General features: G+C 59.4%; 17 protein-coding genes and 1 tRNA gene. 7 read left to right on the top strand and 11 right to left on the bottom strand.

All coding sequences use genetic code 11. The annotated features are described in order from the left end of the window. Nucleotides 1-14: 14 nt before the first annotated feature. The 9 genes from hutC to hutH all read right to left on the bottom strand — a co-directional run bounded on the left by hutC (nt 15) and on the right by hutH (nt 9,342). On the bottom strand, nt 15-752 hold the full coding sequence (hutC, locus tag ACVWYU_RS18140) for a histidine utilization repressor (RefSeq protein WP_090322630.1): 738 nt from the start codon (nt 750-752) through the stop codon (nt 15-17). Further along, nucleotides 752-1,888: a histidinol-phosphate transaminase gene (gene hisC / locus ACVWYU_RS18135; RefSeq protein ID WP_457373321.1), complete on the bottom strand. Its 1,137-nt coding sequence runs from the start codon at nt 1,886-1,888 to the stop codon at nt 752-754. The genes hutC and hisC overlap by 1 nt, the downstream gene beginning before the upstream one ends. Then, the gene (locus tag ACVWYU_RS18130) at nt 1,885-2,685 is read right to left on the bottom strand and encodes an amino acid ABC transporter ATP-binding protein (RefSeq protein WP_457373393.1); all 801 of its coding nucleotides are present in this window, start codon (nt 2,683-2,685) and stop codon (nt 1,885-1,887) included. Before ACVWYU_RS18130 ends, hisC begins: the two co-directional genes overlap by 4 nt. 104 nt (nt 2,686-2,789) lie before the next feature. After that, complete coding sequence (locus tag ACVWYU_RS18125; RefSeq protein WP_090322622.1) at nt 2,790-3,461, bottom strand: amino acid ABC transporter permease; 672 nt, start codon at nt 3,459-3,461, stop codon at nt 2,790-2,792. Continuing rightward, entirely contained in the window at nt 3,458-4,117 is a 660-nt protein-coding gene (locus ACVWYU_RS18120; protein ID WP_090322620.1) for an amino acid ABC transporter permease, read from the bottom strand. Before ACVWYU_RS18120 ends, ACVWYU_RS18125 begins: the two co-directional genes overlap by 4 nt. Before the next feature lie 73 nt (nt 4,118-4,190). Beyond that, nucleotides 4,191-5,027 carry a transporter substrate-binding domain-containing protein gene (locus ACVWYU_RS18115; protein WP_090322617.1) on the bottom strand — a complete coding sequence of 279 codons (837 nt, stop codon included), beginning with the start codon at nt 5,025-5,027 and terminating at the stop codon, nt 4,191-4,193. A 130-nt stretch (nt 5,028-5,157) separates the two neighbouring features. Then, nucleotides 5,158-6,534: an FAD-binding oxidoreductase gene (locus tag ACVWYU_RS18110; RefSeq protein ID WP_457373320.1), complete on the bottom strand. Its 1,377-nt coding sequence runs from the start codon at nt 6,532-6,534 to the stop codon at nt 5,158-5,160. A gap of 4 nt (nt 6,535-6,538) precedes the next feature. Beyond that, entirely contained in the window at nt 6,539-7,735 is a 1,197-nt protein-coding gene (locus tag ACVWYU_RS18105) for an alpha-hydroxy acid oxidase (RefSeq protein WP_457373319.1), read from the bottom strand. A 77-nt stretch (nt 7,736-7,812) separates the two neighbouring features. Beyond that, nucleotides 7,813-9,342 (bottom strand): histidine ammonia-lyase, encoded by a 1,530-nt coding sequence (hutH, locus tag ACVWYU_RS18100; protein WP_248916349.1) that lies wholly within the window; start codon nt 9,340-9,342, stop codon nt 7,813-7,815. 416 nt (nt 9,343-9,758) lie between these two features. On the opposite strand from hutH, the gene ACVWYU_RS18095 reads away from it, so the two are divergent. The 4 genes from ACVWYU_RS18095 (at nt 9,759) to ACVWYU_RS18080 (ending at nt 14,884) form a co-directional block, all read left to right on the top strand. Continuing rightward, complete coding sequence (locus tag ACVWYU_RS18095; RefSeq protein ID WP_457373318.1) at nt 9,759-10,730, top strand: isopenicillin N synthase family dioxygenase; 972 nt, start codon at nt 9,759-9,761, stop codon at nt 10,728-10,730. A gap of 241 nt (nt 10,731-10,971) precedes the next feature. Beyond that, the gene (locus tag ACVWYU_RS18090; RefSeq protein ID WP_457373317.1) at nt 10,972-13,866 is read left to right on the top strand and encodes a sensor domain-containing phosphodiesterase; all 2,895 of its coding nucleotides are present in this window, start codon (nt 10,972-10,974) and stop codon (nt 13,864-13,866) included. A 93-nt stretch (nt 13,867-13,959) separates the two neighbouring features. After that, nucleotides 13,960-14,496 (top strand): dihydrofolate reductase family protein, encoded by a 537-nt coding sequence (locus ACVWYU_RS18085; RefSeq protein ID WP_248916346.1) that lies wholly within the window; start codon nt 13,960-13,962, stop codon nt 14,494-14,496. A gap of 314 nt (nt 14,497-14,810) precedes the next feature. Further along, a tRNA-Cys gene (locus tag ACVWYU_RS18080) sits at nt 14,811-14,884 on the top strand. Between the two features lie 80 nt (nt 14,885-14,964). Here ACVWYU_RS18080 and ACVWYU_RS18075 read toward each other — a convergent pair. Next, nucleotides 14,965-15,132, bottom strand: a complete 168-nt coding sequence (locus ACVWYU_RS18075; RefSeq protein ID WP_248916345.1) for a hypothetical protein — start codon at nt 15,130-15,132, stop codon at nt 14,965-14,967. Nucleotides 15,133-15,149: 17 nt separating this feature from the next. Between ACVWYU_RS18075 and ACVWYU_RS18070 the strand changes: the two genes are divergently transcribed. Next, a complete protein-coding gene (locus tag ACVWYU_RS18070; protein ID WP_247257443.1) occupies nt 15,150-15,605 on the top strand; it encodes a hypothetical protein in 456 nt (151 codons plus the stop codon). Between the two features lie 151 nt (nt 15,606-15,756). Continuing rightward, a complete protein-coding gene (locus ACVWYU_RS18065; RefSeq protein WP_457373316.1) occupies nt 15,757-16,659 on the top strand; it encodes a universal stress protein in 903 nt (300 codons plus the stop codon). Between the two features lie 109 nt (nt 16,660-16,768). Here ACVWYU_RS18065 and ACVWYU_RS18060 read toward each other — a convergent pair whose 3' ends face one another. Continuing rightward, on the bottom strand, nt 16,769-17,266 hold the full coding sequence (locus ACVWYU_RS18060) for a BCAM0308 family protein (RefSeq protein WP_457373392.1): 498 nt from the start codon (nt 17,264-17,266) through the stop codon (nt 16,769-16,771). A 272-nt stretch (nt 17,267-17,538) separates the two neighbouring features. Here ACVWYU_RS18060 and groL point away from each other — a divergent pair, with 272 nt between their 5' ends. Then, a complete protein-coding gene (groL, locus tag ACVWYU_RS18055) occupies nt 17,539-19,155 on the top strand; it encodes a chaperonin GroEL (RefSeq protein ID WP_457373315.1) in 1,617 nt (538 codons plus the stop codon). Nucleotides 19,156-19,199: the final 44 nt, after the last annotated feature.

The raw sequence follows: 19,199 nt of genomic DNA, 5'->3' as shown, positions 1-19,199 counted from the left end.
TCAATACACAGGCCTTAACTGTCTCTGTGTGCGCCATTCACCGGCAGGCGACTTCCCAGGCGATAACGTGAGGAGGGATGGATCAGGCGCACGTAGGTGACAATTTTGCCCTGACTCCAGGTCCGGCGCATGAGGACCAGGCAGGGTTCATTGGCATCGATTTGCATGTGTTTGCTTTCGTCGCTGCTGGGGTGGCTGGCTTCGACGATATGCTCCATTTCATCGGGCCTGATGATTTGCAGAAGGTATCTGGCGGGTTGCAGGTGCTCACCAAAGTCTTGCTGCAAAAAATCCGGCACCAGCTCGGGATTGACGTAACGATCTTCGAGCTGCACCGGCACGCCTTCTTCGCAATGCACACAGACCAGATGAAAAACCGAAGAGCCGGTGGGCAGTGCCAGGGCGGCGGCCACCGGCATGGAAGCCGCCTCGCGTCCCAGGTGCAGGACGCGGCAGGTGTAGCTGTGACCTCGAGCGAGGATTTCGTCAGCGATGTTGGTGATGCGCAGCAGATTCGATTGCGGTTTGCTTTCGGCGACGAAGGTGCCTACGCCTGAAATCCGCACCAGGTGCCCTTCTTCGGTCAGTTCGCGCAATGCCCGGTTGACGGTCATGCGCGACATGCCCAGTTCTTGCACCAAGCGGTTCTCTGAAGGGATCAGGTCGCCGGGTTTCCAAACGCCCGCGCGAAGCTGGCCTTGCACAAAATCCTTCGCGCGCTGATAGAGCGCTTGCGGTGCATTTTTAATCATTAGTCGGTCCGTAATGCTTGTGCGGCAAGTACTTTTGCCAGTGCCTGGAGAAAAAGGTCGTTATCCTCACAGCTTCCGATGGATACCCGCAAGTGCTGAGAATAGCCGGCTTCGCGCCATGGCTTGATGATGACGCCTTCGCGTAGCAGTGCCTGATTGATGTCTTCGGCAGGATAAGGCGTGCGGAAGTACAGAAAGTTTGCCATGGAGGGTGCCGTCACGATGCCTTGCTCTTGCAGCGCGACGGCCACCCTCCGGCGTTCGCTGGCGACATGGGAAAGACAGGCTTGCAGATATTCATCGTCGGCCAGCGCAGCAACCGCCGCGGCTTGGGCCACGCGGTTAACGTTAAAGGGCGTGCGCACGCGGTTGATCAAATCGGCCAGTAGTGGATCGCTGACGATTCCGTAACCAACTCGCAAGCCCGCCAGGGAGTATGCCTTGGAGAAGGTCCGCAGCAGTATGAAGGGTTTGCCACTGGCCTGAATCAAGCCCAGGCAATCCGGATAGTCGGTCTCCCATCGGGCGTATTCGTAATAGGCCTCATCGAATACCAGCAAACACTGTGCGGGCAATGCGCCGAGCAACTGCTGCAACTCGTCGGCGCTCAGGGTGCAACCCACCGGATTGGACGGACAGGAAAACATCAACAAACGCGTGCGGGGCGTGAGCGCGGCGACCATGCCCGCCACATCGAACGTGCCTTCATCGGTCATCGGCACGCCCACTACCCGGGCACCGGCAGCCATTGGGTAGATGAAATGCAGTCCAAAGGACGGCACCACGGTGACGACTTCATCGTCATGGTCCAGGAACACGCGACTGATGACGCTCAGTAAATCTTCCGAACCATTGCCGAAGACCAATTGATCTTCTGGTACGTCGAGTTTTTTCGAGAGTGCGGCGCGTAATGCCTGGCAACCGGCATCGGGATACAGCGCGATCTCACTGCAGGCCCGGGTCATCGCGGGGGTGACGGCGCGAGCCGGCCCCATCGGGTTTTCATTGCTGCCCAGTTTGGCGATGCGGGTCAGGCCAAAGCGCTTGCGCACTGCGTCCGAGCCCAGGCCGGCGTTGTAGCTGGCCAGGTCACGTACTTCGGCGCGGGCCAGCAGATTCAGGTCGTTGGAATTCATACCGGGGTAACCTCTTTGGTGTCCTGCCAGAAGGCGTTGCGGTCCAGGTAGTTCTGCAAGAATTGCTGCAGACGTGGCTGTTCGGCGTTGTGAAAGATTTCGTGAGGGGTGCCCTGAGCGACCACTTGGCCTTGATCGAGGAACACCACCGAGTCGGCGACCTGAGCGGCGAAACCCATCTCATGGGTGACCACCACCATGGTCATGCCTTCTTTGGCGAGGGTTTTCATGACCTGCAGTACTTCACCGACCAGTTCCGGGTCGAGGGCAGAGGTGGGTTCATCGAACAGCATGATGTGCGGCTCCATGGCCAATGCCCTGGCAATCGCCACGCGCTGTTGCTGACCACCGGACAACTGCGCCGGATAGGCCGAGGTTTTATGGGCCAGACCGACTTTATCCAGCATCGCCATGGCGCGTTGGCGAGCCTCATCGGCGGACAGCTTTCGCACACGCAGCAAGGCTTCACTGACATTGCCAAGGGCGGTCATGTGCGGCCACAGGTTGAATTGCTGAAAGACCATGCCAACATTGCGCCGCACCTGATTGATCTGCGACTGCGCCGCGCGCTTGCGGCCTCTGCCGTTGTCCGGCACCCAGCCAAGCAACTGGCCTTCGATATAGATTTCGCCCTCGTCGTACTCCTCAAGAAACGCCATGCTGCGCAGCAGGGTGCTTTTGCCCGAGCCGGAAGGGCCGATCAGGCACACCACTTCAGAATGCCGGACCTGCAAGTCGATACCCTTGAGCACGCGCAGGTTGCCGAAGCTCTTGCCGACATTGTGCAGTTTCAGCATCGGCGCGCTGTTGTCGGAGAGTGTTTTTGAAGTCTTCATCGCTTCACCTGATTCGTTCAATACGGATGAGTGTGGTGCAGCAGTCGGTGTCGAATGGAGGTGGCTCATTGCGGCTGCTTCTGCATGAATCGCCCTACGCGTACTTCCAGCAGCATGCCCAGCCGCGAGCAGGCTTCCACCAAGAGCAGGTAGCCGATGCACAGCACCAGCAGGGTTTCGACAAAGGCGAAGGTTTCCGAGCCAATGCCGGTGAGGACCATCGTCAGTTCGGGGATGGTGATGATCGACAGCACGGCGGTTTCCTTGCACAGGATGGTGATCAGATTGACCAGCGCGGGCAGGATGATCACCAGCATTTGTGGGATCTGGATGCGCGTGATGCATTGCAGGCGGGTGATGCCCAGGCAGTCGGCGGCTTCCAGTTGCCCGCGGGCGACGGATTCAAAACCGGTACGGAAAATTTCCGCGAAATAAACACTGCCATAAATGCCCAAACCGAGGATGCCGGCCGGAATGGGGTCCAGGCTCAAACCGAAAGACGGGCCGCCGTAGTACACCAGGAACAACTGGACCAGAAACGGCGTACTTCGAATCATCTCGATGAACACTCGCAACGGCGCGCGCACCAGGCTGTTGCCGAACAGTTGCGCGACGGCAATCAACAAGCCCAGCAATAGACCCAGTGCGACACCGGCGGACCAGGTGCCGAGCGTAACCATGAAGCCCTGGCCGATGTCGGCGAGGTGATGGGTGATGATCGTGGGGTCGAAGATCATGCCGTGCGCTCCTTCAGATGGCGTTCCAGCAGGCCGCCGAAGAACGCCAGCGGGATGTTGATCAGGCAATAGAAGCCGGCCAGCATCAGGTAGTCCTGAACGAACATGTAGTCGCTGGCCGCAATGTTCTGCGCTGTGCGGGTCAGGTCGGCCAGACCGACCACCGACACCAGCGACGAAGCCTTGATCAGCAGGATCATTTCATTGACCAGTGCCGGCAGTGTCAGGCGCACGGCTTGAGGGACGCGAATGCGCACCAGCATTTGCCCTGAACTCAGACCCAACAGACCGGCCGCTTCCAACTGACCGCCGGGGATGGCGAGAAAGCCACCGCGCATGATTTCAGCGATATAGGCACCGGCCGCCAGGGACAGCCCGATCACCGCCGCCACCATGGGCGAAACGTTGGGCAGGCCGATACGCGGCAGGAAGTAATAGATGAACAGCAGTTGCACCAGCAGCGGTATGCCACGGAACACGAATATATAAGCTCCCCCCAATCGTCTGAGCAGCGGCAGGGGGGAAAGACGCAGGCTGCCCACAATAACGCCGATGACAAAGCCGATGGCCAGTGCCGCGACGGAAATCTCGAGGGTCACCAGCAGGCTGTCCAGTAGAAGGGGCAGGTTTTGCAGCAGTAAAGGCCAATCGAACATCGTCGTGCCTCCAGTGGATAAATCGCCGGCTCGGCTGAGCCGGCGATCCGTTCATGAACCCTGCAATCCTTGTTTACCAGGTGGGCTCGAAGTCGGCTTTTGGCACGTCCATCTCGGTACCCAGCCATTTCTTCTGCAGGGCGGCAAGACGACCGTCTTCGTGCATTTTCAGCATGGCGGCGTCGAGAGCGGCTATCAGGCTGTTGGCGTCGTCATCCTTGCGTCCCAGGTAGGCGAAGTAGGATTTCTTGCCAAAGGGAGGCATCACCACTTTGTACTTGTCCGGGTGTTGGGCGGCGACGTAGGAGATGTTCGGCAGTGAGTTGGCGACGGCGACGATGCGCTTGGTCCCCAGTTCTGCGTAGGCCTGGTTGTTGTCGATGTATTCACGCACATCGACTTTTTTCGGCAGGGTGGCAGCGAAGGTTTTCAGTTCTTCGAGTTGCGCCGAACCTTTGCCGGCGCCTACGACTTTGCCGGCGATGTCTTCAGGCTTGCTGACGGGACTGTCCTTGGCGCTGACCAGCAACGCTACGGTTGCCTCGGCGATCGGCATGACAAAGTGGTAACGCTCCTTGCGTGCCTTGGTCACGATGATAGGCCCGGCGACGATGTCGAATTTCTTGGCTTCCAGCCCTGGCAACACACTCGGCCATGGCAGGTCCATGAACCTGACCTTGACCCCCAATTCTTTGCCCAACTGTTCGAACAGCTCGGAGTTCAGGCCTTTCTGTTTACCGTTCTCGGTGAAGTCGAAAGGCGCAAATTGCAGTTCGGTGCCCACCACCAGCTCACCGGATTTTTTCACGTCGGCGAGTTGATCGGCCTGGGCCGCCATGCAGGCGCCAGTCAGGGCCAAAGCGATACACAGGCTGTTGAATTTTTTACTGAACAGAGAATCGAGTTGCATGGTGTAACTCCTTCATCAGGTGCAGTGAGGCTTATGGTGTGTGTGTTGGTTCTGGTTATGTGTTGCAGGTAAATCAATGCTGCTAAAGCAGTTAACGTGCCACAGCGGTATATACAGCTTGAATCGTCACTCAACCGAGGATTTTTCCCGGATTGAGGATGCCCTTGGGGTCGAAGCAATCCTTGAGTTGCTGCATCGCCTGGCGAGCCTCGGGGCTGACTGAGTGGTGGAGAAACTCGCGCTTGAGCAGGCCGATACCGTGTTCGGCCGAGACCGAGCCGCCCAGTTCGCCGACCGCGCTGTAAACCAGCTCTTCGACCTCCAGAATGGGGGCTGGCTGGGGCAAGGAGGCGCAGTCGACAGTCAGGTGCAGGTTGCTGTCACCGATGTGACCGAAATACACGCTGTGGTTACCCGGCCAACGTTGCCCCAGGCGCTGGCGACAGCGTTCGGCGAAGTCGCCGATCAGGCCGATCGGCAGGCTGACGTCGAAGTTCAATGGGGTCATGCGCAGGGGAAACTCGCCGGTTGCTTCACGGATTTTCCAGAGTGCCCGAGCCTGGGTCTGGGAGCTGGCCAGTACCGCGTCAACCACTTCACCGGCGGCGAAGGCCTGCTCCAGTGTTTCTTCAAGCAGGTTCCGGGGGCCGGCCGACTCGAGCAATACATACAGCGGATGATCCAGCGACATCGGTGCGGTCGGGTTTTCCAGCCAGGAAACCCCCAGGCGGAAGAAGTCTTGCCACATCAATTCATACGCTTGCGGCGTACCGACGCTGCGTTGCACCCGGCGCAGCAGGCTGACCGCGCTGGGGTAGTCGGGCAGGGCGCAGAGCAGGGTGGTGGTTTCGCCGGGTGTCGGGGCCAGTTTCAATACCGCGCGGGTGATCACCCCAAGGGTGCCTTCACTGCCGATGAAGCACTGTTTCAGGTCATAACCGCAGTTGTTCTTGATCATTTTGTTGAGCAGGTTGAGCACCCGGCCATCGGCCAGGACCACCTCCAGGCCGAGTACCAGATCTCGGGTCATGCCGTAGCGGATGACGGCATTGCCGCCAGCATTGGTGGCGATGTTGCCGCCGATCTGGCATGAACCACGCGCGCCGAGATCGAGGGGAAACACAAAGCCGGCCTCGAGAACCGCTTGCTGAATCTCCTCCAGCGTAGTGCCGGCCCAGACGCTGATGGTTGCTGCCGCCGGGTCGATTTCTTCGATGCCGCGCAGGCGCTCAAGGGACAGGGCGATGTCTGTCTCGCGAGGCACTGCGCCACCAGCCAACCCGGTCATGCCGCCTTGGGGCACCACCGATTGCGCTGCGTCATTGCAGATGCGCAAGGCGCTTGCGACCTGCTCCGTGGTGCGCGGCAGCAACAGCGCGGCAGGACAGGCCGGCGCGTGGCCGGTCCAGTCGCTGTAGTGCCGTTGACTGATATCGGCACCGGTCACCACTGCGGCATCACCCAGCGCCAGGCGCAATTGTTCGAGGGTCTGTTGCAAATCGTTCATCGGTTCAACTCACGGTGAAGGAGGTGGAGGGCGTCGCGGACAACTGGCGACGGTGGAGCTGGTTCAGGTCGGGTGTTCCGAGCAGTGACAGGGCCAGGCGCAATTCTTGTGCAAGCAGGTCGAGCGCATGTCCGGCACCTGCCTGCCCGCCGACTGCCACTCCATACAAGGTAGCGCGCCCGAGCAAAACCGCGTCAGCACCCAGTGCGCAGGCTTTGAGAATGTCAGTGCCACGGCGGATGCCACTGTCGAGCAATAGCGTGAGCTTGCCTTTGGCGACGGCGGCAATCGCTGGCAGGCAGTCGATGCTTGCAGGGACTCCATCGAGTTGCCGGCCGCCGTGGTTGCTGACCACCACGCCATCAAGACCCAGTGCGATGGCTTTCTCGGCATCCATCGGGTGCAGCACCCCTTTGAGCAACAACCGTTGTGGCCAGCGGTCGCGCAAGCGGGCGAGGGCATCCCAATCGAGACCGGTGTCCATTTGCGAGCCGATGAAATGGGCAGCACCTTCGATAGTGCGTTTCCCGGATGGCAGATAGCGTTCGATGTTGCCCAGATTTGGCAGGCCATGTGGCCAAAGCGTCTGGGCCATCCACCGTGGATGATTCAACACGTCGAGCTTGTTGCGCAGGCTCAGTTGCCGGGGGCGGATGAAGTTTCGTTTGTCCCACTCCCGGTTGCCCAGCAGTACCGCGTCGCTGGTCAGCAACAAGGTCTTGCAGCCCACGGCGGCCGCGCGCAGGAGCAGGTCTTCCTGGACCTTTGGGTCACGCAGGCAATAGAGCTGGAACCAGAGATTAACCTCCGGCACCGCCGCGACCACTTGCTCCAGAGAGCTGGTGGAAACGGTACTCAGGGTAAAGGGCAGGCCGCGCTCCGTTGCAGCGCGGGCCAGGTGAATATCGGCATCGCGATAAAGCATGGCGTTGTAGCCGGTGGGACCAATCGCCATGGGCAACGGCAGCTCTCGACCAAGCAGCAAGCGCTGGGGGTGCGTTACCGAGCAGGGCACCAGGGTCTGCGGCAGCAGGGCAATGTCCGCGAAGCCTTGACGGTTGCGGCGCAAGGTCAATTCTTCTTCGGCACCACCCTCCAGGTATTCCCACGCGAAATGCGGCAAGCGTCGGCGGGCCATCACTGCCAGCTCGGCAATGCTTTGGGCTCGACGATAGTCCGGGCCTGAATAATAGCGGCGCATGGCATATCCCATCGGCTACGTAAGAGTCGGCGTTCGCCGCAACAAGGCGGCGAACGGGTTCAGCTCAGTTGTACGAATCAGGCATACAGGCGTTCTGCGGGCAACCAGCGAGTGAACGCCGCGTTCTCGACCCAGGCTCGTGCCGTGGCGATATCCGGGGCGAAATAGCGATCTTCATCGTAGTGAGCCACTTCACGGCGAATCATCGTCAGCACCTCTCTGAGTTTTTCCGAAGTCTGCAATGGCGCATGCAAATCCACGCCCTGAGCTGCGCCCAGCAGTTCGATCGCGACCACCGCACTGCTGTTGCCGGCCATGTCCAGCAATCGACGTGCCGCAAAGGTCGCCATCGAGACATGATCTTCCTGGTTGGCTGAGGTTGGCAGGCTATCGACTGACGCTGGATGCGCCAGGGTCTTGTTCTCCGAAGCGAGGGCGGCAGCGGTAACCTGGGCGATCATGAAGCCGGAGTTCAGGCCACCTTCGCGCACCAGAAAGGCCGGCAGGCCCGACAGTGCCGGATCAACCAGTTGTGCGATTCGCCGCTCGGATAGCGCGCCGATCTCGGAGATGGCCAAGGCCAGTACATCGGCGGCCATGGCCACCGGTTCGGCGTGGAAGTTGCCGCCGGAGAGCACGTCGCCGTCGGCACAGAACACCAGCGGGTTGTCCGAAACGGCGTTGGCTTCACGCAGAAAGACCCCGGCGGCGAAGCGCATGTGGTCCAGGCACGCGCCCATGACCTGAGGCTGGCAACGCAGCGAGTAAGGGTCCTGCACCCGGTCGCAGTCGCGATGGGATTCACGGATCTCGCTCGTGGCCAGCAGATCACGGTAGAACATTGCCACGTCGATTTGCCCCGGTTGTCCACGAACCGCCTGGATGCGTGGATCAAAAGGCACGTCTGAGCCCTTCAGGGCTTCCACGCTCAGGCTGCCGGCGACCACCGCTGCGCTGAACAGCTTTTCGCAGGCGAACAGACCGCGCAGGGCCAACGCCGTCGAAACCTGGGTGCCATTGATCAGCGCCAGGCCTTCCTTCGGGCCCAGCACCATGGGTTCGAGGCCGGCAATCGCCAGGCCTTCGACGGCATCCATTTCACGGCCTTCATGGCGCACCCGGCCGACGCCGATCAACACGGCGGACATATGCGCCAGTGGTGCCAGATCGCCGGAAGCGCCGACCGAGCCTTGTGACGGTATGCACGGATAAACCCTGGCGGCATAGAGCTTGCTCAGGGCCTGAATGACTTCCCAGCGAATCCCGGAAAAGCCACGGGCAAGGGAGCCAATCTTGAGCGCCATGATCAAGCCGACACTGGCGTCATCCAATAGAGGGCCGGTGCCCGTGCAGTGCGACAGCAGGAGGTTGCGTTGCAGTTTGGCCAACGAATCGGTGGGGATCGAGGTCCGTGCCAGCAGGCCGAAACCGGTGTTGATGCCGTAGACCGTGCGCTGGTTTTCGATGATCTCGTCTACTGTACGGGTACTGGCTTCGACAACGTCGCGTGCGGCCGGGTCCAGTTCGAAAGGACTTTGCAGCTGGTAAATGGCGCGCAATTGATCGAGGGTGAGTTGACCGGGTTTGAGCTGCAGCGATGCGTACATTGAGAGTGTCCTGAGGTCAGGGTGGTGGGAAACAGTGTAGCTATATGCTCCTGTATATACAGGTAAGGCAAGATGCAGGCCAACGTCACAATTCCGCTCGCCGGTCAGCGTTCCAGACCCAGTTAACCCAAGACTGAAAGACAATTACAGGCGCCTCATCGGGCAGGCCTGTAACCAAAAGTTGCACCAAATGGGAACTATGCGCGCCCTGATGGGGCAATGGAAACAGGCGGGTAACAGATCGATTGGAATCTTTTTCTGTTATTGGAAAGTGCTTTTCGCTTTAGCCCGAGGATCGCCGGCACCTGCCTGGATAAGCGGCACAGTAAATGCTTTATCCTGTATATACCGGTTCGTCGTTCGCTGACGCACCCTGTTCTCCCACCACGGTATGCACGATGCACCCAGGAGTTAACATGACCTCTAGCGCCAATCTGCCCCTGATCGATATGTCCGGTGTCCGCGAAGGTGATCAGGCGAGCATTCGTCGAGCCGGTGACGCCATCCGAAAAGCCTGTAGCGAGACCGGCTTCTTCTACATCATCAATCACGGCGTACCGCAAACGGTGATCGACAGAGCCATGGCCGCTGCCGAGCAGTTTTTTGCCTTTCCGGTTGAGGTCAAACGCCAGGTGGCAGTCAATAACCGCCATCGAGGCTGGCATGCACTGGGTGGGGCGACCATGTATGAAGCGACCAAGCCGGACCACAAAGAGTTCTTCAGTATGGGTCTTGAGCTGGCGGAAGATGATCCTTGCGTTCTTGCAGGCGAGGCCTTGCGTGGGCCGAACCAGTGGCCCGCATTCATGCCACAGCTGCGTGAGGCATTGGCTGAATACTATGAGGAAATCGGTAAGGCCGGCGCTGATCTGTTACGCGCCGTGGCGGTCGGGTTGGGAATCGAAGAGGGTTTTTTCACGGATAAATACACAAAACCGCTGCAGCGTACGCAGATGGTCTATTACCCTCCGCAGCCGCCCAAGGCTGAGGCCGACCAGTTCGGTGTGGCCCCGCACACCGATTACGGCTGCATCACGTTGCTCTATCAAGATAACAGCGGTGGTTTGCAGGTCCGCGAACTGGGCTCCAATCGCTGGATCGAAGCCACGCCGATCCCGGGTAGCCTGGTCGTGAATGTCGGGGATCTGCTGGCGCATTGGTCCAATGATCGTTTTCGTTCAACCCTGCACCGGGTGATCAACACTTCAGGTCATGAACGCTACTCCATCGCGACCTTCTACGACCCGACCTATAGCGCGGTTGTCGATCCCTGCGATCTGGGTATTGACCCGGCCCAGAGTCTGTATCCGCCGGTGGCCGCGGGAGATTACATTCTCAAGCGTATCGATGACTCGATGGCCTATCGTAAAAAAGCCAGTGCCAAGTAGAGGATCCAGTTTCTGGGGGGCGCGCAGGTTTGGACATGAGGTGATTGAGGAAGTCTCCTGAGGCCGAATGTGAGGCATGAGGCCGAGGGAGCTTCCTCCTATCAAGGAATTGCGCGCCATCGTTGGCACAAAGCGAATAAATCTATTGAAAAAAACCTCAGCAGGCTTTAAACGGAAGGCTCACTGGCATTGCCAGTAAACGGTCGGTGGGTATCGCCAGTTTTTGGCTCAGGGAGCGTTGATGGGTTTTCGTCCTTTGACAGACCTCCCGAGACAATCGAAAGGCTGCGACGTGGCCGCATCTCAACTGGAAGGGAACTCGGATACGGTCGGGATGACATACGCTGGCAACGAAGACACGATCGAACAACTGCTGGACTCAGCGCGTCACTGGGCCCACACCACCGGGTGGGCGGTTTACCGCGCCGGTGAGCAAATGCATTTGGTCGGGCAGGGCGACCCAGGGATGCAGTGGCCATCCAGCGTCGCAAACGAAGCGTTTGAAGCCTTTTGCTCGAACCGGCGCTTGCAACGCTGGCCGACCGGCAGAGGGGAAGGTGTACTGGGTTGGTTGTTGGCGCCAGTCGATGATCCTGCGCAACCGGCGCTCGCCGAGTTTGCCCTGCGCCTGGGCATTGAGCTGCAGACCAATACCCTGGCCCGTGCGCAAATTACCCAGCGCGTGCTGTATGAAATTACCTACCTGGCCAGTTCGACCCGCGATCGCTCAGTATTTCTCGTAGGGGTACACCGGCTGCTGGCCAGCCTGATCGATGCCGAGAACTTTTATCTCGCGTTGTACGACCCGCGCACGGGCAAGATTGACTACCCGTATTACGTCGACATCATCGACGTCGATGCCCTGGAGGCCGAAAACTACGAATACCTGGACCGCGCGCGCCTGTCGTTGACCGGCCAGGTATTGACCTCCGAGCAGCCATTGCTGATCGATGCCGCCGGCATCCTCGCGGCTGAGGCCGAAGGCCGATTCTATTGCGTGGGTGACCGTCCCGAGTTCTGGATGGGCGCCCCGTTGAAAAACGCATCGGATGACGTGTTTGGCATGCTCGCGATGCAGGTCTACGACGTTTCTCGTATCTACAGCGCTGAAGACCGCGCGCTGTTCCTTGTGGTGGCGCGCCACGTCGCCATGGCCCTGGACCGGATTCTGCACCGCGAGGACCTTGAAGAGACGGTGATACGTCGCACCCTCGAGCTGTCGGCAGTCAACGACGCACTGAGGCAGGAAGTGGCCGACCGGGAGCGAGCCGAGCATCTGCAGAGCGCGTTGTTCCAGATTGCAGAATTGTCCAGCCAACCGGGCGACATGGCTGAGTTGTTTCAATCCTTGCATGGCATCGTCGGTGATCTGCTGTTCGCGCAGAACTTCTACATCGCGCTGTTCGACGACGCGACCAGTGAAGTGACCTTTCCCTATTATGTCGATGAGCGGCAGACGACCTGCCCGCCGGCGCGGCGTGGTCGTCGCGGCTTGACCGAGTACGTCATTCGCCAGCGTCGACCTTGCCTGATTGACGTCGGCGAGGCTGAACGCTTGTCCGCAGTCGGCGAAATTGAAATTGCCCAGGAGTCTGTCCGATCCTACTCGTGGCTGGGCATTCCCTTGTTCGATGGCGACGTCGTGCGTGGCGTGCTTGCGGTGCAAAGCTATACCTCCCAGGTGCGTTACACCCTGCGTGACCAGGAACTGCTGACCTTTGTGTCGCGCCACATTGACACTGCACTGTCGCGACGCACGGCGGCCGAAGCGATCCATGCCGCCAACCTCAAGCTGGAAGCCCGGGTGCAGAGCCGCACCCGCGAACTCGATCACGCCAATGCCAAGTTGCAACACGAAAACTCCCACGATGCCCTGACCGGGCTACCCAATCGCACCTACCTTCAACAGCGTCTCAATCTGGCGTGGACGCGGTTCGGCAGCGAAGGCGGGCACCTGGCGGTGATGTTCATCGACCTCGACCGTTTCAAACTGGTCAACGACAGCCTCGGTCACCATTTTGGCGACCTGCTGTTGAGGCAGGCCGCCCACCGTTTGCGCGGTTGCCTGCGCGACACCGACATGCTGGCTCGCCTGGGCGGCGATGAGTTTTCGGTACTGGCGCCCGAGGCACCGCTGGATGTGTTGATCGACATCGCCGAACGGATCCTGGTGGCGTTCGACCTGCCGTTTTTCATCAATGGCCATGAAGTTTTTTCGTCCTGCAGCATCGGCATTGTCAGTGCCGACAGCCAGTTCCATCACGAGCCAGCCGACTTGCTGCGCGATGCCGACGCGGCAATGTACCGGGTCAAGAGTGCCGGGCGTGACAGCTACGCGGTGTTCAACCAGGAAGTGCGCCGTGAAGTCTCGGACCAGGTTGAGCGAGAAGGGGCCTTGCGCAACGCGCTCAAGCGTACCGACGAACTGCTGCCGTATTTCCAGCCGATTGTCAGCGTCGAAAGCGGCGAACTGTTGGCCCTTGAAGCGCTGGTGCGTTGGCATCAGCCCGGCGGCCGGGTGATCGCGCCGGGCGAGTTTTTGCCGGATTTCGAGGGCTTGCGACTGATCGGGCGGCTGGATCTTTACATGCTCACCAGCGTTGCAGTGATCCTCGCACAGCCAAGGCACGCCAATTGGCCGCCAGTGCACGTCAATTGCTCCAGCTACAGCATGACGCGGCCTGACTTCGCCAATGATGTACTTGCGTTGCTGGCGCGGTATCAGGTCTCGCCGTCGCGGATCTGCCTGGAGTTGACCGAAGGTGCGCTGGTCGCGGAGCCGGCGATCGCCCGACTGACCATGCAGCAATTGGCCGACAACGGCATGTCGGTGGTGCTCGATGACTTCGGTGCCGGGTTCTCATCCCTGAGCTATGTGCATCAATACCGTTTCAGCGGCTTGAAGATCGACAAGTCGTTCATCCTTGAACTGACCACCAGTGCCCGCAGTCGCGCGATCGTCCGGGCGATTGTGCGGATGGCCGAATCGCTGGACCTGAGTGTGGTGGCCGAAGGTGTCGAAGACGAGGCGACACTGGACTTGCTGCGTGAAATGGGCGCAGGGCAGGCCCAGGGTTATTATTTCGCCAAACCGATGGGGTTGGAGGCGTTGCTGGCGAGTTCGCTGATCCGTTGATGTTTCGAGGTCGGGCGGCTACAGATGTCCGGCGTGCATCCCCCAACAACCCGATCGAGCTTTACCCCTGTCCCTCAAAAAAGGCCCCTGAAGATGACCACCGCACATGTTTTCATCGCCACCAGTCTGGACGGTTTCATCGCCCGCCCCGATGGCGACATTGACTGGCTTTTGCAACGCGATGATCAGACCGAGGATCATGGCTACTCAGCCTTCATCGCCGACAAGGATGTGATCGTGATGGGGCGGGGCAGCTATGAGAAGGTGCGGACCTTCGATAGCTGGTTCTACGACCTGCCCGTGGTGGTGCTGTCCGAACAACTGGCCAATTCGCCGGTGCCCGAGGCGCTCGAGGGCAAACTGCGATTTTCCGACCTCGCTCCGAGGGAGGTAATGGCAGAGCTGGAGAGACAGGGCATGCACCGGGTCTATGTCGATGGCGGGCAGTTGGTGCAATCATTCCTTCGCGATGGGTTAGTCGCTGATATGGTAATCACCACCGTGCCGGTGCTGATCGGGTCGGGAAGGCCATTGTTCGGTGGCCTTGAGCAAGATGTAGATTTGAAGCTGGTGTCCAGCCGCTGTTTTCCCTCGGGTCTGGTGCAGTCCACTTACCGGCTGACGCCATGATCTGCTCGAGTGATCGAAACCCGCTAATCGAGTCATAGGCTGTCATTTTCCAGCCTTGTATGGGGCCATGGGGGTGATTGCGCCGCAGTGGAAGGGGATCGCACCTCGTTGGAGTAATGAAACCAGTCCCCGGAATTTTTTTTGAAATCAAGGGGTTGCCAGCCTCAAGAAATGAGTACATAATTCACGCCATCGAAAGCACTGACCGCTGAAAAAGTTCAATGTTTTCAATGAGATAGGCACTAATCAATGTGTGGTATCTCACCCAGGTTTGTACGCATTTGTTGTTGTGCTACTGACAGCAGATGTTTTGAGGCCGAGTAGCAAAATGGTTATGCAGCGGATTGCAAATCCGCCTACGCCGGTTCGATTCCGACCTCGGCCTCCACTATTAAAAGCCCCGTAGATTAACGTCTGCGGGGTTTTTTATTGCCTTAAAAATTCATTTGTCCGCAAAACCTTGAAGACTCAGGTCCAGTGGATTCTTGTCGGCGCCAGCCGTTCAACCTGGCGGTCCCCCCACAAACCGGATCGTTGCCAAATGGCACCGGACGTCATCCAACGATGCCCCGCTGCACGCAGGTTGATCCAGATCAAACGCCCTACGGCGATCAGCGCCATGCTTTTGATAAACATGGGCGCGAGATCCGGTCATGGCTTACGACAAACTCATCAGCGGGGTTCACGCGGTCGGGCACTGGGGCCGGGGTACCGTGCTCAGGCTGCTGCGCTGGCCAGGCACAAGGTCCTGGAAACGCGAGGCCACCATCCTGATGTCAATTTTGCTGACGCTGACGGTGGGATATCTCACGGCGTTTCGCTATGCCTCCTATACGGTGCAGGACTTGGTGGGGACATGCACTGCGCGTTTGGAGATTGAGCTTGAAGGATCCGACATGGCCCCCCTCGAAAGCGCGCTGCCTCGGTCCTTGTGCCAATGCCTGGCTCAGGCGCTTCTCGACAAGAACGGTATTGTTCGCCTGGCCATGGTCAACAGGCACTGGTTTGATCCGGTGTCCCTTGAACCGGTGACGGAAGCGGACGAGACGGTCTGCATCAATACCCTGTGGGTGCCCAATGCCGAATTGGCCACGCGCCTCACACTGTGAGTCAAGTTGTCGAATTGTTCCGGGTAGCGCCCAGGCCGCCCCTGTTCTCGCGCCAAAGAGTTGCTGCGTGCGGTTGAGCGTGGCGCACGTTGCATTTACGCAGGGATGCCGACAGTTTCATCCGATGCTGAGGTGTGAAATGTTCCTTCCAATGCGTTTGCTTTTTCTCGCCTATCCCCAGGCGGTCCACAGCGCCGGCCTGGAATATGCCGGTCATCTGGCATTGACCCTGGGTGTGCCCTTGCACCTCACGGCGTTCATCGATCCTCACGGGGCTGAGCTCGCCAGCCAGACGGGCGCAGAAAGCCCTGACATGGCACGTGAACGGGTGATGGCGCAGCGTCACCAATGGCTCAAGAGCGAAAGCATTCGCCTGCAGGCCAAGGGCGTGGAGGTCCACCCGGACGTGATCTGTTCCAGCGCGGTGGAGTGCGCTGCCTACGCGCAACGCGTCGAAGCGGACTTGATCATCAAGGACATGCAGGCGCGGCCCGGATTGTCAGCGCTGGATTGGGAGTTATTGAGTGCCAGTCCGGTCTCCGTGCTTTTCGTCCGGCCGGGTCCGATCCAGACCTGCGGCAAGTTTCTGGTCGCGGTCGACATGGCGTTTCAGTCAAAGGCTGAGGACAACGGCAATCACTCGATCATTGAGGCTGCGCGGCACCTGGCGAACGCCTGTGGTGCTGCGTTGCATCTGATCAGTGTTTACGACAGCGGTACCAGCAGTCACGGCGACCTGGCCTTGTTCGATGCCCGCAAGCAGGCGTTCGATGCCTTGGCCAGTCAGCATGGTATCTCCAGTGAACATCGGCACTTCATCCCCGGTGCTCCGGCCAATGCCATTCGTTTTTACCTGCAGCGCAGTGCCTACGACCTGTTGGTCATTGGCGCGGCCAATCACCATCTGCTGGCGTCCGATATCGGCTTGACCGCTGAAGGGATTCTCGAAGGCGCCGGTTGCAGCGTCCTGGCAATCAAACTGCCAGCGGGCGCCCAATCGCCCAAAGCCGTCGAAGAGGCGCGGCAGTTGGAACCGGACTTGATCAGGAACTAGCAGGTGAATGGCGATTGCCATTTGGCTTGATTGCCCAGGGCGCCCGGTTTCAAGCAAACCGCAGCGCCAGGGCTGATCCAGGCAGGGTCAGCGACAACCATGCCTGGTGCTATTCGTCACGCTTCCAACTGACGGTCAAAACATACTCATCATCGCCGTACTGGTAGTCAGAGTCGCCATTGTAGGCGGCTTCCAGTGCATGGCCCAGGCGACTGGCAAGATGGATGCCGGTGGTGGTGACGATCAAGTCATCCCCTGAGTCGGTAATTTTGATGATGCGCTCCAGGGCATGATCGGCCTTTTCCTTTTTCTCGGTGTTTTCAATCAGGTTGATGATTTCATTGCGATGGTTGAGCAAGAAGCTGCCCGATAGCGTCAGCGTACCCGCAGGCATGTTGTCATCGATGCGTCGGCATGCCGGGCACGTCACTGTTTGCGCGTCGTGGATCACCGTGTTTTCAGGGCTTTTCCAGGTCCAGTTGCCGGCATGGTAAACCGAGTCGCACTGCGGGCAGATGGCGGAACCTTCAAAGCGCTGCGAACGATAAGGGTCGTGGGTATCCGTCTTGAACAGTTGGTTTTTCTGGCTCTGTTGATACTTGTCCATGGTTTTTTTCCTCGCCTGTGAGATCGAAAAAATCCAACCGTTGTGGATTTCGCCCATCCATTGGGACTCGATTTCTGGTCGCCCGGCTTGATTTTTATCAACTCGGGGGCGAGTGCTGACAGTCGGTCTAACCGTGCGGAGACTGACCTGCGGAGCTGCCGAAAAGGGCGCGGCGATGGGCTGACATTGTTGATAAAAGTCAAGGTCTCAGGGGGCATTTCCTACAAGCTGCAGGAAGGCATTTGTTAGCGAACTGGCAGGAGTGCACCCTGATGGCCCACAGCAAAATCGTGTTTCGCGCGACTGCTCGCGAGAAAATCCTGAGTGGCGCCACACAGTTGGCGGACGCCGTACGCGTGACGCTGGGGCCGAAATCGAAATCGGTGCTGATCCAGAATAAATGGGGCAATCCGACGGTGTGCAATGACGGCGTGACCATCGCCAAGCGCATCGACCTGCTCGATCCCGAGGAAAACCTCGGTGCCCAAATGCTGCGACAAGCGGCGGAACGCACAGGCGAAGCGGTCGGGGACGGCACCAGTACCTCAACGGTACTGGCCCATGCCATCCTGGCCGATGGCATACGCAACGTCGTTGCCGGTGCCAGTGCGATCGACCTCAAGCGCGGCCTGGATCTGGGGCTGTCGCTGGTCGTGGCATCACTGGCAGCCCAGTCGCGCCCGGTCAGCACGCCCAGGGAAAAAGCTCAGGTCGCCACGCTGTCGGCGCATAACGATGTCGTGATCGGTCAACTGGTGGCAGACGCGCTGGAAAAGGTCGGCGTTGAAGGCGTCGTCAGCGTCGAGGAGTCCAAGACCACCGAAACCGTGGTCGAGGTCATGGAAGGGATGCGTTTTGACCGGGGTTATGTCTCGCCCTATTTCGTCACGGACGCTGAGAAGATGCTGGTCGAACTCGACGATGCCTACCTGCTGCTCTGTGACCACAAGATCGGTGCCCTCAAAGACTTGCTGCCGTTGCTTGAACTCATTGCCAAAAGCGGACAGCCGCTGGTGCTGATCGCCGACGACATCGAAGGTGAAGCGTTGACGACAATGGTCGTCAACCAGATACGCGGCGTCCTGCGGGCCGTAGCGATCAAAGCACCGGGCTTTGGTGATCGGCGCAAGGAAATGCTTCAGGACATCGCCATTCTCACCGGGGCAACTGTGGCGTCCAATGACCTGGGCATCACCCTTGAACAGATGGAATTGAGCCAATTGGGGCGAGCGCATCGAGTCGTGGTGCAAAAGGACGGTACCGCGTTGATTGGCGGTGCAGGCAGCCCCGAGGCCATCGCAACGCGCCTGCAGCAGATCCGTGCGCAAATCGACAGCACCACCAGCGATTACGACCGTGAAAAACTCCAGGAACGCTTGGCGAGGTTGTCCGGCGGTGTCGCGGTGATTCGTGTCGGTGCGCCTTCGGAAGCGGAAATGAAAGCCCGCAAAGATGCACTCGATGATGCCATCAGCGCGACACGGGCAGCGATCTCGGAAGGCATTGTTCCGGGAGGAGGCCTGGCGCTGCTCAAGGCCGTGCCGATCATCGCCGCCGAGGAAGCGCGGTATGAGGGAGATGCCAGGACCGGCCTGCAGATTCTGCGTCGGGCACTGGAAACGCCGGCCCGGCTCATTGCCGAGAACTCGGCCGTGGATGCTGGCGTCGTGGTCGCGCGCATGCTGGCCGAACCCGGCAACGTTGGTTTCGACGCGTCCGCCAATCGCTACGTGGACATGTACGAAGCCGGCATTATCGACCCGACCAAAGTGGTGCGCATCGCCCTCGAAAATGCCGTTTCAGTCGCCAGCATCCTGCTGTTGACCGAGGCGACCATCACCGACATTCCCGAAAAGGAATCACCCGCCCAGCCGGCGTTTCCTGAGTGATGGCGATGAGTGGGCACCCGCCAGGGTGGCTGACTCGGTTGAAC

The organism is Pseudomonas sp. TE12234 (assembly GCF_054061835.1).
Note: the sequence above shows the minus strand (reverse complement) of the source record. Positions and strands in the feature narration are given on the sequence as shown.

What these genes read in the sequence shown, in the direction of transcription:
- ACVWYU_RS18095 (WP_457373318.1), top strand. Translation starts at nt 9,759, where the DNA reads ATGACCTCTAGCGCCAATCTGCCCCTGATCGATATGTCCGGTGTCCGC.
- ACVWYU_RS18065 (WP_457373316.1), top strand. Translation starts at nt 15,757, where the DNA reads ATGCGTTTGCTTTTTCTCGCCTATCCCCAGGCGGTCCACAGCGCCGGC.
- hutC (WP_090322630.1), bottom strand. Translation starts at nt 752, where the DNA reads ATGATTAAAAATGCACCGCAAGCGCTCTATCAGCGCGCGAAGGATTTT.
- hisC (WP_457373321.1), bottom strand. Translation starts at nt 1,888, where the DNA reads ATGAATTCCAACGACCTGAATCTGCTGGCCCGCGCCGAAGTACGTGAC.
- ACVWYU_RS18110 (WP_457373320.1), bottom strand. Translation starts at nt 6,534, where the DNA reads ATGAACGATTTGCAACAGACCCTCGAACAATTGCGCCTGGCGCTGGGT.
- ACVWYU_RS18075 (WP_248916345.1), bottom strand. Translation starts at nt 15,132, where the DNA reads ATGTTTATCAAAAGCATGGCGCTGATCGCCGTAGGGCGTTTGATCTGG.
- ACVWYU_RS18090 (WP_457373317.1), top strand. Translation starts at nt 10,972, where the DNA reads ATGGGTTTTCGTCCTTTGACAGACCTCCCGAGACAATCGAAAGGCTGC.
- ACVWYU_RS18105 (WP_457373319.1), bottom strand. Translation starts at nt 7,735, where the DNA reads ATGCGCCGCTATTATTCAGGCCCGGACTATCGTCGAGCCCAAAGCATT.
- ACVWYU_RS18120 (WP_090322620.1), bottom strand. Translation starts at nt 4,117, where the DNA reads ATGTTCGATTGGCCTTTACTGCTGCAAAACCTGCCCCTTCTACTGGAC.
- hutH (WP_248916349.1), bottom strand. Translation starts at nt 9,342, where the DNA reads ATGTACGCATCGCTGCAGCTCAAACCCGGTCAACTCACCCTCGATCAA.
- ACVWYU_RS18125 (WP_090322622.1), bottom strand. Translation starts at nt 3,461, where the DNA reads ATGATCTTCGACCCCACGATCATCACCCATCACCTCGCCGACATCGGC.
- ACVWYU_RS18115 (WP_090322617.1), bottom strand. Translation starts at nt 5,027, where the DNA reads ATGCAACTCGATTCTCTGTTCAGTAAAAAATTCAACAGCCTGTGTATC.
- ACVWYU_RS18130 (WP_457373393.1), bottom strand. Translation starts at nt 2,685, where the DNA reads ATGCTGAAACTGCACAATGTCGGCAAGAGCTTCGGCAACCTGCGCGTG.
- ACVWYU_RS18060 (WP_457373392.1), bottom strand. Translation starts at nt 17,266, where the DNA reads ATGGACAAGTATCAACAGAGCCAGAAAAACCAACTGTTCAAGACGGAT.
- ACVWYU_RS18070 (WP_247257443.1), top strand. Translation starts at nt 15,150, where the DNA reads ATGGCTTACGACAAACTCATCAGCGGGGTTCACGCGGTCGGGCACTGG.
- ACVWYU_RS18085 (WP_248916346.1), top strand. Translation starts at nt 13,960, where the DNA reads ATGACCACCGCACATGTTTTCATCGCCACCAGTCTGGACGGTTTCATC.
- groL (WP_457373315.1), top strand. Translation starts at nt 17,539, where the DNA reads ATGGCCCACAGCAAAATCGTGTTTCGCGCGACTGCTCGCGAGAAAATC.